Origin of the sequence: Streptomyces sp. NBC_01352 (assembly GCF_036237295.1) — a bacterium.
In the GTDB taxonomy this organism is placed as follows: Bacteria; Actinomycetota; Actinomycetes; order Streptomycetales; family Streptomycetaceae; genus Streptomyces; species Streptomyces plumbiresistens.
The window spans coordinates 411,259-429,803 of sequence record NZ_CP108354.1; the positions used below are offsets into that span (position 1 = coordinate 411,259).

Genomic DNA, 18,545 nt, shown 5'->3' on the forward strand with positions numbered 1-18,545 from the left:
TCGCCTTACGCGCCTGGCGCGCTCGCGCCGGTGGTCAGGGGAAGCGGATCGAGACGTGCTCCGGGCGTAGTTCGGTGACGCTGTTGACCCCGAGCAGTGCCATGGTCTGGACGACCTCACGGCCCAGGATCTCCACGGCACGAGCGACCCCGCGTTGACCGCCGGCCATCAGGCCGTAGAGGAAGGCACGACCCACCAGCGCGGCGTCGGCGCCCAGCGCCAGGGCGGCCACGATGTCAGCACCGGTCGTCATACCCGTGTCGACCAGGATTTCGGCCCGCCCGTCCAACCGCTCGCGCACCGCCGGGACCAACTCGACCGGTACGGGGGCGCGGTCCAGCTGCCGCCCGCCGTGGCTGGAGAGCACGACGCCGTCCGCTCCGGCGTCCACCACCCGCTGGGCATCGGACACCGACTGGATGCCCTTGACCACAAGACTGCCCTGCCAGTGGCCGCGGAGCCATTCGAGGTCGGCGATCGTGATCGCGGGATCGAAGACGCGGTCGATCTGGTCGGCGACCGTGCCCTCGGAGGCCGCCACGTTGGCGAACGTGAGTGGCTCGGTGGTCAGCAGATCGAACCAGTAGCGCGGGTGAAGGGCTCCGTTGACGAAGGTGCGCAACGTGAGCTGCTGCGGCACGGTGAGCCCGTTGTGGACATCGCGCAGCCGAGTCCCGGCGACCGGGGTGTCCACGGTGAGTATCAACGTGTCGTACCCGGCCGCTGCCGCACGGTCGACCAGATCCTTGACGCGGCCCCGATCCCGCCACAGAAACAGCTGGAACCACTTCCGCGCCTGAGGGCCCGCCCGCGCTGTTTCCTCGATCGTGGTACCGCCCATCATGGAGAGGGCATAGGGAATCCCGGCCTGCTCCGCGACGGCGACGACGGCTCGTTCCCCTCCGGTGTGCATCATGCGAGTAAGACCCGTGGGAGCGAACGCGAACGGCTGGGCGGACGGCTTGCCGAGGATCATCGTCTCCGCGCTCACATGGGAGACGTCCCGCAGCGCCGAAGGATGGAACTCGATGCGCCGGAACGTCTCACGAGCTCGACGCAGCGCGAGTTCACCCACGCCGGCCCCGCCGTCGGCGAAATCGAAGACCGCCCTGGGCGCCCGTCGTCGCGCGAGCGCGCGAAGGTCGGCGATGGAAGCCGCTCGCGACAACCGTCGTTCCAGGCCGGTGAGTTGGACCGGAGCGGGGCGCAACAGCTCACGAAGCTCGGCTGGGCGCAGCAGGCGACGGTGCACCTTGGCGGTCAATGTGATTCATCCCTTCTGCCGGCACGCCCTGGGCATATCGCGTGCCATACCCTGCCTAGGAGGACGTCCCCGATCGCCCTCTTCTCCAGCTGCGGTCATCCCTCAGGTCAGTAGGTCGGCGACGCTCTTCAGCCCCTTGCCGACGACGCGAGCGTCGACCTCTCCATGGGCCCCGCCCACCCCGATGCCGCCGATGACTTCGCCGTCGTCCGTGACGATCGGGTATCCCCCCGGCACCGGGTGCAGCTGACTGTCCACCAGATGAGGCGGACACGCCTGCAGTACCGGCTCCGCGGCGAACTTGGCGAACTCGGCGGTCGATACGCCCATCACCGCGGCGGTGTAAGCCTTGAGGCGGGACGTCTCGACCGCGATCGGTCCAGCGCCGTCATCAGCGAGAATGACCTTCGTGATACCGCTCCGGTTGGTCACGGAGACGCAAACTCGCTCGCCCTCGGCGCGTGCCGCTTCAAGGACCGCCTCCGCGGCCCGGCGCGCGATCTCATAGCTCAACGGTTCCCTCATATCGTTCCCTTCCCTGCGTGTTACCGGACTCGCGACCGGTTTCGTAGCCTCAAGAGTGGTAAGACCGCATGCCTCCCGGCACCAACGATGACGGAGGCGTTGTCGTTGGCTGCCCAAGTCGGCCGGGGCATCCGTGCGTCGCTCGGCCGGCCTCCATCGGGCGAGAGGATCAGAGCCAGAGCCGGCCGGAAGTCGCGTAGCAGCACGACCCATCCGCTGCCGCACCGACCAAGGCGTAGTCGTGTCCCCGCTCACGGCGAGGTTCCGCGGTCGTCACGCTCTCTCAGAGGGCGACGACCAAGGACTCGGCGCCGCCGGACCGGGGATCACGTACCGCCCCGCTTCCGCTTCGCGAACAACGTAGCACCGCAACTCGCTTCACTGAACAATTCTGACAAACTTTTGTCAGGGAGGCTATGGTTGCTGTCCGTGGTCCGCGAGCGACGGTCGAGAAGCGGCACCGCCGCTCATCAATCGTCCCCGTGTGCTGTTCGACATCATGCCGCCGACGCTCCACGAGTCAGTGCACCATCGGCGCGCGACGAGGAGTGGGAGCATTGCGTTTCGATCATGAATCCCTGACGCGATGGTGCGGCGATGCGGCGCACGGAAATGGAGCGGCCCCGCGGCCACCGAGTGATGGTGATCGCCGGCCGGCCGAGGCTGGCCAGGCCAAGATGGGCACCGCCGACCTGCCGGTCGTGCACCCACACTCCGGCAGCCGTCGGGCACGCCAGTTGTCGAACTGGTTGGGTCCGGCCACCAGCCATCTACTTCGCAGGCCGGGTAGAGGACATGCCCAACCTGGTGTCCCAACTCCGCTTAACCGCCGGGGATTCCGGCCCGGAACACCCCGATCTTCGCTGGCCCCCCGACCCGAACCCGTCAGTCGGCACGGTCAGCTCCCCGACGACCCTCCCTGCGCCGACCAGCGGGGACACGGCTGCGAGATCGTGCGGGTGACCTATGAGGGCGGCAAGGCCCTGTCGGTGAACGCGTGCGGGCGGCCCGCGGTCAGGGTCAACCGTTGACCTCGCCTCCGGGTGGCACTGGGGTCGGTCGCGCAAACGGCTTGTCCCCTGGAGTGAGCGGCCGATAGCCGCCGGTTGCAGGCGGCACGTGATGCCACGCCGAAGTGAACGTCGCCTGACGCGGCGCACCAACCTTGAGCCATTCGTTCACTGACTTTACGAAAGTAGATACCGCGTCATGACCGCATCCCAGAATCCGGCCACAGCAGAGGAGCTGCGCCGTGCCGGCATGCGGGTGACGGCCGCCCGGGTCGCGTTGCTCGAGACCATCCGGGTTGGTGACCACCTCGGCGTCGAGGCGATCGCCTCCCGGGTTCGTGATCGCCTGGGACATATCTCTCTTCAAGCCGTCTACGAAGCCCTCCACGCCCTCACCGCGGCGGGACTCATACGCCGTGTCGAACCGGCCGGCAGTCGGGCCCTGTTCGAGGGCCGCGTCGGGGACAACCACCACCACCTCGTGTGCCGGTCGTGCGGAGCCGTCGCCGACGTCGACTGCGCGGTCGGCGATGCCCTCTGTCTGACCGCGTCCGATGACCGCGGCTTCTCCATCGACGAAGCCGAGGTCATCTACTGGGGCCTGTGCCCCGACTGTTCCCCCGCCAGCAGTATCTGAGCACCGAGATCCGAATATCCGGAAGGACTCTGCATGTCCGAGAACCCCGATGCGATCGTCACCGACGCCGAAACGGAGGGCACCGACGAGTGCCCGGTGGCGCACGGGCGCGCCCCGCACCCGACCCAGGGCGGCGGAAGCCGTCAGTGGTGGCCGGAGCAGCTCAACCTGAAGATCCTTGCGAAGAACCCGGCCGTGACCAACCCTCTCAACGATGACTTCGACTATGCGGAGGCGTTCAACGCCCTCGACCTGGCGGCCGCCAAGCGGGACATCGCCGAGGTGCTGACCACCTCGCAGGACTGGTGGCCCGCCGACTTCGGCAACTACGGCCCGCTGATGATCCGGATGGCCTGGCACAGCGCGGGCACCTACCGCATCAGCGACGGCCGCGGCGGTGCCGGCGCCGGCCAGCAGCGCTTCGCCCCGCTGAACAGCTGGCCGGACAACGCCAACCTCGACAAGGCCCGCCGTCTGCTGTGGCCGGTGAAGAAGAAGTACGGGCAGAGCCTCTCCTGGGCCGACCTCATGATCCTCGCCGGCAACGTCGCGCTGGAGCAGATGGGCTTCGAGACGTTCGGCTTCGGCGGCGGCCGTGCGGATGTCTGGGAGCCGGAGGAGGACGTGTACTGGGGTCCCGAGACCACCTGGCTCGACGACCAGCGCTACACCGGCGACCGCGAGCTGGAGAACCCGCTCGGCGCCGTCCAGATGGGCCTCATCTACGTCAACCCGGAGGGCCCGAACGGCAATCCGGACCCGATCGCCGCGGCCCGCGACATACGTGAGACCTTCCGGCGGATGGCGATGAACGACGAGGAGACCGTCGCGCTGATCGCCGGTGGCCACACCTTCGGCAAGACCCACGGCGCCGGCCCCGCGCACCACGTCGGCGCCGCCCCGGAGGCCGCCTCCATGGAGGAGCAGGGCCTCGGCTGGAAAAGCAGCTTCGGCACCGGCAACGGCGCGCACACCATCTCCGGCGGCCCTGAGGTCACCTGGACCAGCACGCCCACGCAGTGGGACAACAGCTTCTTCGAGAACCTCTTCGGCTACGAGTGGGAGCTGACCGAGAGTCCGGCCGGCGCCAAGCAGTGGAAGCCGAAGGACGACGCGGGCGAGGGCACGGTGCCGCACGGCCACGACTCCTCGAAGAAGATCGCCCCCAACATGCTCACCACCGACCTGTCGCTACGCTTCGACCCGGTCTACGAGCCGATCTCCCGCCGCTTCTACGAGAACCCCCAGGAGTTCGCGGACGCCTTCGCCCGAGCCTGGTACAAGCTGACCCACCGCGACATGGGCCCGAAGTCGCTGTACCTCGGCCCGGAGGTCCCGGAAGCAACCCTGCTGTGGCAGGACCCGCTGCCGGAACCCGAGGGTGAGGTCATCGGCGCCGCGGACATCGCGGCCCTCAAGGCCAAGCTCCTCGACTCGGGCCTGACCGTCGCACAGTTGGTCTCCACCGCGTGGGCGTCGGCCTCGACGTTCCGCGGCAGCGACAAGCGCGGCGGCGCCAACGGCGCCCGTATCCGTCTGGAGCCACAGCGCGGCTGGGAGGTCAACGACCCAGAGCAGCTCGCGACGGTCCTGCACACCCTGGAGAACATCCAGCAGGAGTTCAACACCGGCGCCAAGAAGGTCTCCCTGGCCGACCTGATCGTGCTCGGCGGCTCGGCGGCCGTGGAGAAGGCCGCCAAGAAGGCGGGTTTCGACATCGACGTGCCCTTCACCCCGGGTCGCGTCGACGCGACCGAGGAGCACACCGACGCGGAGTCCTTCGCCGCGCTCGAGCCGACCGCCGACGGGTTCCGCAACTATCTTGGCAAGGGCAACCGACTGCCGGCCGAGTACCTGCTGCTCGACAGGGCGAACTTGCTCACCCTGAGCGCGCCCGAGATGACGGTCCTGGTCGGTGGCCTGCGCGTGCTCGGCGCCAACTACAGCGGCTCGAAACTCGGCGTCTTCACCGACACCCAGGGCAAGTTGACCAACGACTTCTTCGTCAACCTGCTCAACATGAGCACGACGTGGAAGTCGGCCTCCGAGGACCGGACGAGCTTCGAGGGCAGAGACGCCTCGGATGCCGTCAAGTGGACTGGAACCCGTGCCGACCTGGTCTTCGGGTCCAACTCGGAGCTGCGCGCGCTCGCGGAGGTCTACGCGAGCGATGACGCGAAGGAGAAGTTCGTGAAGGACTTCGTCTCGGCGTGGGAAAAGGTCATGAACCTCGACCGATTCGACCTTGTCTGACCGTTTCGATCACGACGTCAGGGTCGGCCCGCACGCGCCGACCCTGACGTTTCGGATGTCCTGACGGCCGCCCTTTTCGACGGCCGCGCCGGCGGGCCCACACGGCGACCCACCGACCAGGGCGGGGCGACTATGGGCGAGGCGCTCCGCCAGAGGTGTCGCATACGAGCCCGGGCCACAGCCCTCGGGGTTCGGCTCCGTTCGGTGCCGTACCGAATACGATCTCCCAAGCCTCGACCCGCAGCAGACCGCTCTGACAAACTTTTGTCGAAGGTATTAATCAAAGCGCCATCTCGGTGCTACGTTGCCGGTCAAGCAGAGGTGGGACGGCTGGTACGGCTCGCTCGACAGACCCGCACGGTCGGCTGTCATCCCCTGCGGACAGAGTGGCATCGGGCACACCACGACGCAGGCGCACGAGGTGCAAATCCCCGGCCGGACCTCGTCAGCAGCACGCGAGTGCCCGCCGGCCGAGAATCCACGATGCCGCCCCACGAAAGGGCAATGTCATGAAGGGCCCCCTGAGTTACGGCATCGCGCGCAGCGCCGCAGGCTGTTCGACGCGCTGGCCACCTCGAGCACGGAGAAGCACCCCCTGGTCCACGGCGCCGACCGCGGTTTCCCAAGAGACGTCACCCCCACCCCCGTCTGATCGAGCGGTTCTTCAACGACACCTTCGCGGAGCCCTGGGGTCACCTCGGCCGCCGTTCGTCGGCGGAGGTCGGCAGGCCTGGAACCAGCCCGGCGGTGCGACCGCCGCGGCTTCGTTCCCCGTCACCGTACGCATGGAAGGACATTGAGATGACCCGCATCGTGGTCGACTTCGACCGCTGCGAGGGCCATGGGCTGTGCGAGCAGACCGCGCCCGAGGTGTTTCGGCTCGACGATGAGGGCGAGTTGCATCTGACCAGTGACGAGGTGGTCGCGGAACACGAGAGTGTCGTCGCGGCCGCCGTTCGGGTATGTCCCGTCGCGGCGTTGAAGGTCCAGCCGTGAGACGGGTCATCGTGGTCGGTGGGTCCATCGCCGCGGTCACGGCGGCGCAGAGCCTGCGGACCGAGGGATACGACGGCCAGGTGACCGTTGTCTCCGAGGAGCCTCATCCACCCTACTCGCGCGTTCCACTCTCGAAAGGCGTGTTGGCAGGCCGTGAGTCCGTGGAGTCGGCCCTGTTGCCGCTCCCGAGTGAGGACATCGAGTTCCGCAGCGGATCACGGGCAGCGCGGCTCGACACGCACCGCCGTCTGGTGACAACGGCCGACGGCACCGGCATGCCGTACGACGGGCTGGTGATCGCCACTGGTGCCCGGGCCCGCCGACTCACCGGCGACAGCGATCTGGTGGTGCGCACCCTGGACGACGCCTCGGCCCTCGCCACCCGGCTGGCCCCGGCCCGCAGTGCGATCGTGCTGGGAGGCGGCTTCCTTGGCATGGAGGTCGCCGGCACCTGCCGCGCACTCGGCCTGGAGGTCACCGTCGTCGACCTCCTCCCGCCACTGCTCAGGCTGCTCGGGCCGTGGCTGGCCGATCTCGCCGTCGCAGCCGCCCGTGACCACGGCATACAGGTCCGGGTCGCACCGGACGGCGTCGACGTACTCGATGAGCACCGTGTGCGCTGCGGGAATTCGGTCCTGGAGGCCGACGTGATCGTCTGCGCGGCGGGCGACGTACCCAACACCGACTGGTTGAAGGACTCCGGCCTCCAGCTGGACGCCGCCGGCGGCCTGGTCGCCGACGCGCGCTGCCGCGTCGCCCCAGGCATCGTCGCCGCCGGAGACGTCGTATCGCGTGGGGGACGCCGAACTCCCCACTGGACCAACGCCGTCGAGCAAGGCCGTATGGCCGCGGCAAGCCTGCTGCACGGCGAGGCGGCGCGCCCGTACCGGCCGGACCCCTATTTCTGGACCGAGCAGTCGGGACTCGACATCAAGATCAGCGGTGAACTCCCGCTCGCCGGAACTCCCGAAGTCGTCGCCGGGTCGGTGGACGACCGCAGTGTTCTGCTGAGATGGCGCCGCGACGCGGGCACGGCCACCGCCGTGGCAGTCAATCACCGACTCCCCGTCGTCAAACTCAAGCGCCTCGGAGCCGGAGTACCAGCACCGGTACCTGCCAGTGCGAAAGCCCATACGTAAGGACGCGACCATGGCTCTCCCGCACCTCGCCCCGTACGATCCGCTCGACCCTGCCCACCACGGCGATCCCGCGGCCCGGCTCGCCGAAGCCCGCGACCGCTGCCCGGTGTCCCAGCCGCGCCCCGGCGTGCACTTCCTCGCCCGCCACGACGACGTACGGGGCATCCTCACCGACCCCGAGACGTACTCGTCCGTCGACAACTTCAGCCTGGAAGGCGCCGCCACGACAGCCGACCTGCCGGCGGCAACGATCACCATGCTGGACCCGCCCGACCACACGGCACTGCGCGCCCGTCTCAGGCGCTGGTTCGCTCCGGCCGTGATCCGCAAGCAGGAACCGCGCGTCCGCGAGATAGTGACCGACGTCCTCGACGCGTGGCAGCCCGGCCAGAAGGCCGAGCTCCACCACGACCTGGCCCGTCAGGTACCGACCCGGGTGGTGTATGCCTTCCTCGGTCTGCCGGAGGAGGACTGGGAGCGCCTGCACCAGTGGGCCGACGCGATCGACGACATCCTCCCGAAGATGCCGATCGACATGCCGGAGTTCGTGGCACTCACCCGCTACCTCGGAGAGCAGTTCGCCGCCCGGGCCGCCGCCCCGGCCACCGGGGACGGCGTCCTGGACGGTCTCGCGCACCCAGCCGACGGCGAGCCGCCGTTCACTCCGGTCGAGGCCGTCATCCACGCCTTCCAGCTGATCGTGGCCGCCACGGACACCACCGCCAGTCTGATCACCAACCTTCTCCACGAACTGCTCGCCGACCGCAGCCACTGGGAACGGCTGCTCGCCGACCGCTCCCTCGTCCCGGCGGCGGTCGAGGAGTCGCTGCGCCACGACGCGCCCCTGCAGTACGTGCTGCGCACGGTGACACAGGAGCGGGAGATCTCCGGCTGCCCCGTCGAACCCGGCGACCGCCTGGCCGTCAGCCTCCAGTCGGCCAACTGGGACGAACGGGCCTGGGGCGCCGACGCGGCGGACTACTCGCTCGACCGCCCGGCGGGACAGGCCACCACCATGGCCTTCGGCTACGGCGTCCACACCTGCCTCGGCGCACCACTGGCCCGGCTGCAGGCCCGCGTCGTCCTGGAACACCTGCTGGAACGCTTCCCCGAACTGCGGCTCGCCCCCGGTTACCACCGCGAGCCGCCTGAGGGCCTCCTGCTGACCCGCCGCCCGGCTCGACTCGACGTCGTGCTCTGAGGTGCACCGCAGCGCCCGACTGCGCTCCTGACGGACTCCGCTGACGAAATTCTTCGAAGAACCCCGAAGGCTGTGACATCCGCCTGCATTCACTCTCCCTCAACGACGAGGAGATGGACATGACTGAAACCACGCTGCGGCAGAACATGCCGGGCGAAACCTGCTGTGAGATCCAACGGCCCCGAACGATCGCGGGCGAGGTCCACGCCGCGATCCTCGACGCCGAGGCCGAGCCCGGCACCAAGGGCACCGTCGGTTGGGGGCACGCCGGCGATCCTGAGAAGCGTATCCGCGCCACCGTCGCGCCCGCGTCCTGCAAGGCCGATCACCGACTGCTCCGCCTGCCAGCGGCCTGAGCCGTCACCGGCGAAATCATGCCCACCTCCAATGAGCCGGGCCGTAGCAGCACCAGCCGTGTCTTCGCGATTCTGCATGCCTGCCAGCACGGCACCGCCCCAGTGACCCTCACGGAACTCGCACGCCGGTCACAGATCCCGGTGGCGACCGCCTACCGGCTGACACGCGAACTGATGGCCGAGGGCGCCCTGGAGCGGAACGACGACGGCACTCTCCAGATCGGAACCGCACTGTGGGAACTCGGCTCCGCCGCACCCCGACAGCGTGGCCTGCGCCGCGCGGCACACCCAGTCATGGAGTCACTCGCAGCCCGTACCCATGCCGTCGTTCACCTCGCCGTCGCCGGCCACCACCAGGCCGTGTGCGTCGACAAGGTCACCGGGCCCCGGGCGGTCGCCAACGTGGCGGAGGTGGCCGGCGGCCTCCCCCTGCACGCGACCGGCGTGGGAAAGGTGATCCTGGCCTACTCCGACGACCCCGGCGTCCGCGCCGTCCTGCAGTCCGCATCGCTGCGCCGGTACACCACGCGGACGATCGCCGGCCCCGGCAGACTGGAAGCCGAGCTGATCAAGGTGCGGGACGCACGGATCGGATACTCACAAGGTGAACTCACAGCCGGAACAGCATCGGTCGCCGCGCCGGTCTTCGACGCCGAGGGCCGGTTCATCGCGGCGCTCGGCGTTCTCGCACCGGAAGCGGAGCAGATGAACCGGCTGGCACCCGCGGTACGCCGAGCCGCGGACGCCATCTCACGGCGCCTTCCCACCAGTACCTGACGCTCTCCTCGAGCCTGATTCCTATGAGCGAAAGGCTCGCTCGCGTCAGTCCGCGAGCCGACCCACCGAAGCGAAAAGAGCAGTCCATGTCGGCCACTTGGAAGATCAGCCACATGCCTGACCTGACCGGCCGCACCGCGGTCGTCACCGGCGCGAACAGCGGCCTGGGCATACCCACAGCCCAGGCGCTGGGCGCAGCCGGCGCGCACGTGGTGCTCGCCGTGCGCGACCTCGACAAGGGCAGGATGGCCGCAGCCGCGGTCCCAGGCAGCCACGAGGTCCGCCACCTCGACCTCGCCGACCTTGCTTCAGTGCGTCAGTTCGCCGCGTCCTGGGATGGCGATCTGGACCTGTTGATCAACAACGCGGGCGTGATGATGGCGCCGGAAGGCCGCACGCAGGACGGCTTCGAGACGCATTTCGGCACCAACCACCTCGGCCACTTCGCGCTCACCAATCTGCTGCTGCCGCACATCACCGACCGTGTCGTGACGGTTTCCGCCGCTGCGCACCGTTGGGTGAACGGAATCAACTTCGACAACCCGAACCTCACCGGCGACTACAACGCCCGGAAGGCCTACGGCCAGTCCAAGCTGGCAAACCTGCTCTTCACGCTGGAATTGCAGCGACGGCTCAGCGAGATCGGATCACCTGTGCGTGCGCTCACCGCGCATCCCGGCCTCGCGGCGACAAATCTGCTGCGCACCCCAAAACCGATGCTGCGCATGTTCATCCGGGTGGTCGCGCAGGATGCCGAGGCCGGTGCCCTGCCGACGCTCTTCGCCGCGACCGAGGATCTTCCCGGTGCGAGTTACGTCGGGCCGGGCGGCATCTCGGGGATGCGCGGCGGCCCGGCACTGGTCAGCCCGACCGCGGCCGCGAGCGATCCGGCGGCGGCGAAGCGCCTCTGGGCACTGTCCGAGGAACTGACCGATACAAGCTTCGTCATGAGTCCGCGCTGAAGTTGAACTCGTGGGGTCTGTCAGGCAATGACGGTTCCTGATCCGTCCGGTACGACGTCCTCAAGCCGTCTGCACACGGGGACGGAGTGATGTCCAAGGAGCAGGAGACACGGGGGCGCCTGCGTCTGAAGGCGGCCGACCCCTGGGAGCGGCTGAAGGGGGAGTTCGGGCCCGGTCCGCGCGCGCATGCCTTCGACGACGAATCTGCATGAGCCACCCTCCACGTGAGATGTCGTCAGCGGCGTCCCATCACTCTGCGGACGGGTGCCGGACGTTCTGGGTGCCGGACGTTCTGTCACCACTCTTCGAGACATGGATCAGAACCGCTCGCCGAAGCCGCCGGCACCTGGTCTTGGCAGGGGAGCCGAGCAGGCGCATGGCTTCTGAAGAAGATCGCTGGTCGACAGGTGATCCCGCGCGCGGCGCTGCGCAGGGCCGCACGGGCGTCCTGGACCGGGCTGCCACCGGAGAGCCGTCGGCCCGCGCGAATTTTCTGACAAACTTTTGTCAGAAGTATTAAGCGAAGGGACTTCGCGGTGCTACGTTGCCGTTCGAGCAGAGGTAGGGCGGTCGACAAGGCCTGCCCGACAGCGCCGCGTCGTCGGCTGTCCATCCCCCTGTCCGTCACAGGTGTCGCGAGCTCCACAGCGTGGAGCCGCGCGAGGTCCGAAACCCCAAGTGCCTGATCAGCAGCACGCGAGTGCGACCCGGCCGGGAATCCGCGATTCCGCCCGAGGAGAGGTAACGCCATGAGGGAACCGCTCAGTTACGACATCGCGCTCAGCGCCACCGAGGGCAAACGAATCGCCGGCGTCGTGGTCCATCGCGGCGGTGTCATGACGGTCGTGCTCGGTGCCGACGGCACCGGACCGAGCCATGTCGACACCGCGAACCTTTGGTCGTCGCGTGATGCAACGGGCACCGGGCGACGGGGCGTTGCCCTCACCCCCGGTCTGTGCTTCGACCGGCACCTGCGCAAAGAGCACTGGTATGGCTGACATTCACCGAACCGCACACATCTGAGCGGGGGCATCATGCGGGCGGCCGGCGTCGCCGCGCCGGCCGTGGCAGTGCCGGCAGGGTCACCGGGCCCACGACCGTGGCGACCAATCCCCATCCGCACCCGGCTCGCCGACGGGCACACCGACGGGCGGAACACCTGAAGAACCTCCCACTCGCCGGAGGACCACTCACCGTGGCGCTCGAAGGCGACGGTGACGACATTCCGTCGGCATTTAGCTGTCCCTCAACGTCGAGGAGATCGACATGACTGAAACAACCCCTGCGGACACCGGTACCGGTTACGGCCGCAAGACACCGTCATACGACGCAAGGCTGGCCGAAGTCGGCCCGGGCACGCCGATGGGCGAGCTGTTGCGGCGGTACTGGCACCCGATCGCGACGTCGGCGACGCTCACCAGCGACGTTCCGCACCGTACGCGCGTTCTGGGCGAGAACCTGGTCGTCTTCCGTGACGGTCAGGGCCGGCCCGGCGTCGTCTTCGAGCGGTGCGCCCACCGCGGCAGCAGCCTGTTCTACGGCCGTGTCGAGCAGGACGGCATCCGCTGCTGTTACCACGGATGGAAGTTCGACGTCCGGGGGAACTGCCTGGAGCAGGCCCTCGAACCCGACCGTGGCCGCCGCCGCGACGCCGCGCGCCAGCCGTGGTACCCGGTCGAGGAGCGGTACGGCCTCGTGTTCGTCTACATGGGACCGCCCGAGCGCAAGCCCGCCCTCCCCCGCTACACCGCCCTTGAACCCCTGGAAGAGGGCGACCAGTACTACGCCGCGTGGCCCATTCCCGGGCTGCCCCCGACCGGCGTGGTGTCCGACTTCAGCTGGCTGAACATGTACGAGAACGCGCTCGACCCCTCGCACGTCAGCTGGCTGCACTCCACGCACAGCGGCTACCAGGCCTTGGGCACGGGCACCACCGGCCTCCCCGAGAACTTCTACGATCCCGACGGCTTCCAGGACAGCATCTCGTACACCAAAACGGAGTTCGGAGCGAAGTACGACGAGCTGATCCGGGACAAGGCGGAGAACGGCGACCCGCGAGTGCGGACCTTCCGCGTGGAACTTCACATGCCGAACGTCTTCGGGCTGCCGGACTACGTGGACCTGCCCACTGACAAGCGGCCCGACCACATCATGTGGGTAGTCCCGATGGACGACACGCACCACCGGGTGTTCTTCTCCATCCGTTCCAGCGATCCCGAGCGCCTGGCCCGGTTCGCCTTCGGGCTCACGCAGAACGGCAAGAATCCGTGGGAACTGACCGAAGAGGAACGCCAGCGATTCCCCGGTGACGGTGAGGCACAGGGGTCTCAGGGAGCGATCCCGATGCACTCCGAGGAGACCCTGGCGACCACCGACCGCGGCGTGGTGATGCTCCGCAGGATGCTGAAGTCCATGATCGACGACGTGGCGGCCGGCCGGGACCCGTTGAACGTGAGCATGACGGAGGAGCCGCCGCGCCATGTCGACTCCGGGGTGTACACGGTGTCCACGGGGACAGTGGAAGACACCGCGGCGGCTGTTCCCGCGGCCGGAGCCTGAGGAGAGACTGGCTGTGACGTGGACGGAAGCGGTGGTCGTCTCCCACTTCCTCGCGACCCCCGATGTCGCGGTGATCGACCTCGCCCCGGGCGAGGGGGCCGAGTTCCCGGCCTACACCGCGGGCGCGCACATCGATGTGCTGACCGACTCGGGACTGGTCCGCCAGTACTCGCTGTGCGGGCCGCCCGGGAGCGGACGGTACCGCCTGGCCGTGCTGAAGGAGCCTCAGTCCCGCGGCGGTTCGTGGGCAATGCACGCGCTCAGGGTGGGCGACCGGCTGCGGATCTCGGCACCGCGCAACCGCTTCCCCCTCGTCACGGCCCAGCGGCATCTGCTGATCGCAGGCGGCATCGGTATCACCCCGCTGCTGGCGATGGTGCGTCACCTCGAGCAGGCGGGCGGCGACTACACGCTGCACTACTGTGCGCGCAGCCGCGCTCGCGCGGCCTTCGTGTCGGAGCTGACAGGCAACCCCCGCGTCGCCTTTCACTTCGATGACGAACACCCGGAGCAGATGCTGGACATGGAGCGCGACCTCGGCGGTCCGTACCTGGACACGGCGGCCTACGTCTGTGGCCCGGCGGGGTTCATGGACTACGTGCTGGGCAAGGCCGAAGCGCTGGGCTGGCCACCGCATGTTCTGCACAAGGAACGGTTCAGCAGCACCCGGCCCGTCACGGAACCCGGTACGGGCGGCTCGGGCGGCTTCACCGTACGCCTGGCCTCCACGGGGGCCGAGTACCTCGTCCCCGAGGGGCGCAGCGTGCTCGATGTGCTGCTGGAGAAGGGCGTGGACGCGCCGTACTCATGCCAGCAGGGCATCTGCGGGGACTGTGTCGTGCGGGTACTGGCGGGCGACCCCGACCATCGCGACGAGGTGCTCACCGCCGGCGAGCACGCAGAAGGCATGTTCGCGACCTGCTCGTCCCGGGCGCTCTCGCCCATCCTGGAACTGGACCTATGACCGAACCGGGCTGAAGCCTCGTGGCTTGAGGCCGTGACCGCCGCTGTGCGGCATGTGATGCGCCGTCTGATGCACCCCGAGTGCGTCGTCGTGCACGCCGCAGCAGGGCATATCGACGGCGCGGAGACCTTCCTCCAGCACACGGCCGACATGGGCTGGATCAAAGAGATCAAGACATACGACGTCACACTGCAACGGTTCGACGGGGTGGCGATCGTGAGCAGTCTGCAGGAGATGCACGTCGCCTACTTCCCCGACCGCGCGCCGTTCGCCGTCCAGGACGCCACCACGCGGGTGTGGGTGCTCAACGAGGCCGGGTGGCAGCTGGTCCATATGCAGTTGGGGCGCCGTCAGTTGCCGGGGTGGTCCTCGTCCTGCGTCTCGCCGGCACCTTGCGGGGGGACCGTCCGGCTCCCCGGTCCGTCCTGGGGAGCCTCGGCGAGTGTGTGGACCAGGCGTGCCAGCTGTTCGGCATAGCGGTCGATGAACTCCGGGGAGGCCGGATCCGCGCCGGTGACGGTCGCGGCCAGTTGCGGCAGGATCTCCGGCGCCATCGCCGCGGTGAAGAACGCCAGCGTCAACGCACCGACATCCAGATCGGCCCGGATCTCACCCCGGGCCTGCCTTCTCCGGGTCTCGTCGACGACGTCGAGCAGCCGGGCCGCCCACGCCTCGGGAGGCGGGGGATTGCCCTCGAGTTCCCCGCGGACCAGCGTGCGGATGATCGACACCTTCTCGTCGTGCTCCCAGCGCACGAAGTCCCGGACGATCTCGGCGAACGGCTCCGCACCGCTCATCATGGTCGCGCCCTTGGTGATCCACCGCTCGGTGACAGCATCGTAAAGACCCTGCTTGCCACCGAAATGGTAAGTGATCAACGAATGGTTCACCCCGGCCGCGGCAGCGATCCGCTCCACACGGGCCCCCTTGAAGCCGTGCTCGCCGAACTCCTCGTTCGCCGCGTCCATGATGCTCTGACGCGTCAACTCCGGATCATGCCGACGCCTGGGATCAGCCGAACGCCGATGACGCCGCCGCCCCGCCGACTCAGAAGCATGCCCGTCCTTGTCGATCACCCTCCGAATATAACCGCCCTGCCTGATCCACTCAGCCTGGCCAGCACAACATGGGCGGACAGACCGACGTGATGCGGCCAGCGTGTCGCCACTGGGGCGAGCGGCACTGGCCATGTCCTGTCCCGCCGGTGAGCAGCGGCTGGATCCAGGGCTACGGCGCCCAGGACGTGCCTACGGCGCCGGCGTCCGCGCCGTCCCGCGGTCCGCATCGCCACGCCGGTACACCACGCGGCCGATCGCCGGCCCCGGCCGACTGGAAGCCGAGCTGATCAAGGTGCGGCACGCACGGATCGGATACTCACAAGGTGAACTCACAGCCGGAACAGCATCGGTCACCGCGCCGGTCTTCGACGCCGAGCGCCGGTTCATCGCGGCACTCGGCGTTCTCGCACCGGAAGCGGAGCAGATGAACCGGCTGGCACCCGCGGTACGCCGAGCCGCGGACGCCATCTCACGGCGCCTTCCCACCAGCACCTGCGCGCGCTACGAAGGCGTGCTGTCAGCGACGTGTGAGCCCTCCGTCGACGGCGAGGATCTGGCCGGTGATGAACGCGGCCTCGTCGGAGGCCAGGAACGCCACGGTGTTGGCGACGTCCGTCGGGCTCTGTCGTCGCTTCAGATCCTGCATCTGTACGGTCATGTCGAAGAACGCCTCGTCCGCGCTCCGGAGCGCGGCGGCTGTGGGGACCAGACTGGGAGAGACCGCGTTGACCGTGACATCGTGTTCCGCCAGGTTGGCCGCCAGCACGTTGGTGAACCCGTTGAGGGCACCCTTGGAGGAGACGTACGCGACAAATGGTGGCGGACTCACCCAGTAGCTACCGGACGTTATGTTGATCACTCGACCGGCGGTGGACTGCTTGAGGTCCTCGAGGAACGCCTTGGCCGTCAAGAAGGCTCCGGTCACGTTGACCGCGAAGGTCCGGTTCCACTGCTCGAGCGTCACGTCGTCGATGCCGGCGAAGGGCACGATGCCCGCGTTGTTCACGAGGATGTCGACGGGGCCGAGCGCGTCCCGGACCTCCGCGGCGAAGGCGTTCACCTGAGCCGCGTCGGAGACGTCGACCTTCGTGCTGATGAACCGCCGGCCGTTCCCTTCGACCAACTCCTGCGTATCGTGCGCCGCGTCGACATCGGCAACCGCGATGTCGGCTCCTTCGGACGACAGCTTCCGGGCGATCTCCTGACCGATCCCGGCACTACCGCCGGTCACCACGGCAATTCTTCCCGCCAGACGTCCCGCCATGACTCAACTCCCTTTCCGTGGGGCCGGAGATATTCCTGAGCGTTGCCCGCACAGCCATCCGCTCGGCCCCTCAAGACCAGTGGCCCGGCACGCGTTCCCCGGCTCGATCGGCGGGAGAGGCCGAACGCCGTGTCCTCGACGAACGACGCACCTCACCCCGCAGCCAGGCATGCGACGCAGCCCCTTGCCCCTCATGGTGCGTGGCTTCCGCTCGCGGCGACACAGCGGTTTTCGTTCAACGGAATCCGTTTCGGCACACCCCGTTCAGCTGACGCCCCCGCCAGTCTTCGTCCCTTCAACAGAGGCATCGGAGGGAACACAGGATGCGTGAATCAAGGCGCAGGTGAGGAACCCATACGGCGGGAAAGCACCGGCCGAACCGTGTGCTCGTCCACGGCGAGGCGGCCCCCTGCGGACCAGTGCGGCGGACCGTGTCGACGAGCTGGTCGAACGAACACCAGGTCGATGCCCTCAAGCGCTCAGGACGCCCACGGAGTTGGGGCGCCCTCAGTTGCCGGGGTGGTCCTCGTCCTGCGTCTCGCCGGCACCTTGCGGGGGGACCGTCCGGCTCCCCGGTCCGTCCTGAGGAGCCTCGGCGAGTGTGTGGACCAGGCGTGCCAGCTGTTCGGCATAGCGGTCGATGAACTCCGGGGAGGCCGGATCCGCGCCGGTGACGGTCGCGGCCAGCTGCGGCAGGATCTCCGGCGCCATCCCCGCGGTGAAGAACGCCAGCGTCAACGCACCGACATCCAGATCGGCCCGGATCTCACCCCGGGCCTGCCTTCTCCGGGTCTCGTCGACGACGTCGAGCAGCCGGGCCGCCCACGCCTCGGGAGGCGGGGGATTGCCCTCGAGTTCCCCGCGGACCAGCGTGCGGATGATCGACACCTTCTCGTCGTGCTCCCAGCGCACGAAGTCCCGGACGATCTCGGCGAACGGCTCCGCACCGCTCATCATGGTCGCGCCCTTAGTGATCCACCGCTCGGTGACAGCATCGTAAAGACCCTGCTTGCCACCGAAATGGTAAGTGATCAACGAATGGTTCACCCCGGCCGCGGCAGCGATCCGCTCCACACGGGCGCCCTTGAAGCCGTGCTCGCCGAACTCCTCGTTCGCCGCGTCCATGATGCTCTGACGCGTCAACTCCGGATCATGCCGACGCCTGGGATCAGCCGAACGCCGATGACGCCGCCGCCCCGCCGACTCAGAAGCATGCCCGTCCTTGTCGATCACCCTCCGAATATAACCGCCCTGCCTGATCCACTCAGCCCGACCAACACAACATGGGCGGACAGGGGCGCCCGGTCCCGCACGGGCCCAAGCACCCTCGACTGCTGAGTCATCTGACGGTCCCGGCCCACTGCCGCAAGGGCAGGAACACGTCACGATGATCGACCGAGGGCGCTCGCTCTGCATTATCCGGACTCGGCCCAGCCGCATGCGCCGCGCAGACAGCCCGGTGCGCTCTGCCGTCTCCACACCGCCCCGTCTCTCCCACTGCCGGCGCACGGCGCCAGAGAGGGGCCGCCGTCCTACCAAGATCCACGACGGAGTACGACGGGAGAGGGCGATGCGCTGCA

At 68.4% G+C, this 18,545-nt stretch carries 17 protein-coding genes and 2 pseudogenes; 14 read left to right on the forward strand and 5 right to left on the reverse strand.

Going from position 1 to position 18,545, the window contains the following annotated elements; genetic code table 11:
- Positions 1 to 34: 34 nt before the first annotated feature.
- Together OG252_RS02100 and OG252_RS02105 are read right to left on the reverse strand one after the other, a co-directional pair.
- Positions 35 to 1,264, reverse strand: coding sequence for an alpha-hydroxy acid oxidase (locus tag OG252_RS02100; protein WP_329333236.1), 1,230 nt, complete (start codon positions 1,262 to 1,264; stop codon positions 35 to 37).
- Positions 1,265 to 1,366: 102 nt separating this feature from the next.
- Complete coding sequence (locus OG252_RS02105) at positions 1,367 to 1,777, reverse strand: GlcG/HbpS family heme-binding protein (protein ID WP_329333238.1); 411 nt, start codon at positions 1,775 to 1,777, stop codon at positions 1,367 to 1,369.
- Positions 1,778 to 2,998: 1,221 nt separating this feature from the next.
- Between OG252_RS02105 and OG252_RS02110 the strand changes: the two genes are divergently transcribed.
- The 13 genes and pseudogenes from OG252_RS02110 to OG252_RS52270 all read left to right on the forward strand — a co-directional run.
- The gene (locus OG252_RS02110) at positions 2,999 to 3,436 is read left to right on the forward strand and encodes a Fur family transcriptional regulator (protein ID WP_266452388.1); all 438 of its coding nucleotides are present in this window, start codon (positions 2,999 to 3,001) and stop codon (positions 3,434 to 3,436) included.
- Positions 3,437 to 3,469: 33 nt separating this feature from the next.
- Positions 3,470 to 5,689 (forward strand): catalase/peroxidase HPI, encoded by a 2,220-nt coding sequence (gene katG / locus OG252_RS02115; protein WP_266452386.1) that lies wholly within the window; start codon positions 3,470 to 3,472, stop codon positions 5,687 to 5,689.
- An 801-nt stretch (positions 5,690 to 6,490) separates the two neighbouring features.
- On the forward strand, positions 6,491 to 6,685 hold the full coding sequence (locus OG252_RS02120; RefSeq protein WP_069758255.1) for a ferredoxin: 195 nt from the start codon (positions 6,491 to 6,493) through the stop codon (positions 6,683 to 6,685).
- Positions 6,682 to 7,824 (forward strand): NAD(P)/FAD-dependent oxidoreductase, encoded by a 1,143-nt coding sequence (locus tag OG252_RS02125; RefSeq protein ID WP_266452383.1) that lies wholly within the window; start codon positions 6,682 to 6,684, stop codon positions 7,822 to 7,824. The genes OG252_RS02120 and OG252_RS02125 overlap by 4 nt, the downstream gene beginning before the upstream one ends.
- 10 nt (positions 7,825 to 7,834) lie before the next feature.
- Complete coding sequence (locus OG252_RS02130; protein ID WP_266452381.1) at positions 7,835 to 9,025, forward strand: cytochrome P450; 1,191 nt, start codon at positions 7,835 to 7,837, stop codon at positions 9,023 to 9,025.
- Between the two features lie 119 nt (positions 9,026 to 9,144).
- The gene (locus OG252_RS02135; protein WP_266452379.1) at positions 9,145 to 9,381 is read left to right on the forward strand and encodes a hypothetical protein; all 237 of its coding nucleotides are present in this window, start codon (positions 9,145 to 9,147) and stop codon (positions 9,379 to 9,381) included.
- 18 nt (positions 9,382 to 9,399) lie between these two features.
- Positions 9,400 to 10,158 carry an IclR family transcriptional regulator gene (locus OG252_RS02140; RefSeq protein WP_266452377.1) on the forward strand — a complete coding sequence of 253 codons (759 nt, stop codon included), beginning with the start codon at positions 9,400 to 9,402 and terminating at the stop codon, positions 10,156 to 10,158.
- An 86-nt stretch (positions 10,159 to 10,244) separates the two neighbouring features.
- Complete coding sequence (locus OG252_RS02145) at positions 10,245 to 11,120, forward strand: oxidoreductase (protein ID WP_266452375.1); 876 nt, start codon at positions 10,245 to 10,247, stop codon at positions 11,118 to 11,120.
- Between the two features lie 89 nt (positions 11,121 to 11,209).
- Positions 11,210 to 11,332 (forward strand): hypothetical protein, encoded by a 123-nt coding sequence (locus OG252_RS02150; protein ID WP_329333246.1) that lies wholly within the window; start codon positions 11,210 to 11,212, stop codon positions 11,330 to 11,332.
- Between the two features lie 537 nt (positions 11,333 to 11,869).
- On the forward strand, positions 11,870 to 12,118 hold the full coding sequence (locus OG252_RS02155) for a hypothetical protein (protein WP_266452371.1): 249 nt from the start codon (positions 11,870 to 11,872) through the stop codon (positions 12,116 to 12,118).
- A gap of 268 nt (positions 12,119 to 12,386) precedes the next feature.
- The gene (locus OG252_RS02160; protein WP_266452369.1) at positions 12,387 to 13,679 is read left to right on the forward strand and encodes a Rieske 2Fe-2S domain-containing protein; all 1,293 of its coding nucleotides are present in this window, start codon (positions 12,387 to 12,389) and stop codon (positions 13,677 to 13,679) included.
- Positions 13,680 to 13,692: 13 nt separating this feature from the next.
- The gene (locus tag OG252_RS02165; protein WP_266452367.1) at positions 13,693 to 14,643 is read left to right on the forward strand and encodes a PDR/VanB family oxidoreductase; all 951 of its coding nucleotides are present in this window, start codon (positions 13,693 to 13,695) and stop codon (positions 14,641 to 14,643) included.
- A gap of 21 nt (positions 14,644 to 14,664) precedes the next feature.
- A pseudogene (locus OG252_RS52270) lies at positions 14,665 to 14,958 on the forward strand (nuclear transport factor 2 family protein); the annotation flags it as partial.
- A 35-nt stretch (positions 14,959 to 14,993) separates the two neighbouring features.
- On the opposite strand, the gene OG252_RS02170 reads toward OG252_RS52270, so the two are convergent.
- Positions 14,994 to 15,719: a TetR/AcrR family transcriptional regulator gene (locus OG252_RS02170; protein WP_329333251.1), complete on the reverse strand. Its 726-nt coding sequence runs from the start codon at positions 15,717 to 15,719 to the stop codon at positions 14,994 to 14,996.
- A 112-nt stretch (positions 15,720 to 15,831) separates the two neighbouring features.
- Between OG252_RS02170 and OG252_RS02175 the strand changes: the two are divergent.
- Positions 15,832 to 16,164: pseudogene (locus OG252_RS02175) on the forward strand (IclR family transcriptional regulator domain-containing protein); the annotation flags it as partial.
- Positions 16,165 to 16,218: 54 nt separating this feature from the next.
- Here OG252_RS02175 and OG252_RS02180 read toward each other — a convergent pair.
- Both OG252_RS02180 and OG252_RS02185 read right to left on the reverse strand, forming a co-directional pair.
- Complete coding sequence (locus OG252_RS02180; protein ID WP_266452363.1) at positions 16,219 to 16,965, reverse strand: SDR family NAD(P)-dependent oxidoreductase; 747 nt, start codon at positions 16,963 to 16,965, stop codon at positions 16,219 to 16,221.
- Positions 16,966 to 17,472: 507 nt separating this feature from the next.
- Complete coding sequence (locus OG252_RS02185; RefSeq protein ID WP_329333253.1) at positions 17,473 to 18,198, reverse strand: TetR/AcrR family transcriptional regulator; 726 nt, start codon at positions 18,196 to 18,198, stop codon at positions 17,473 to 17,475.
- Positions 18,199 to 18,545 lie beyond the last annotated feature (347 nt).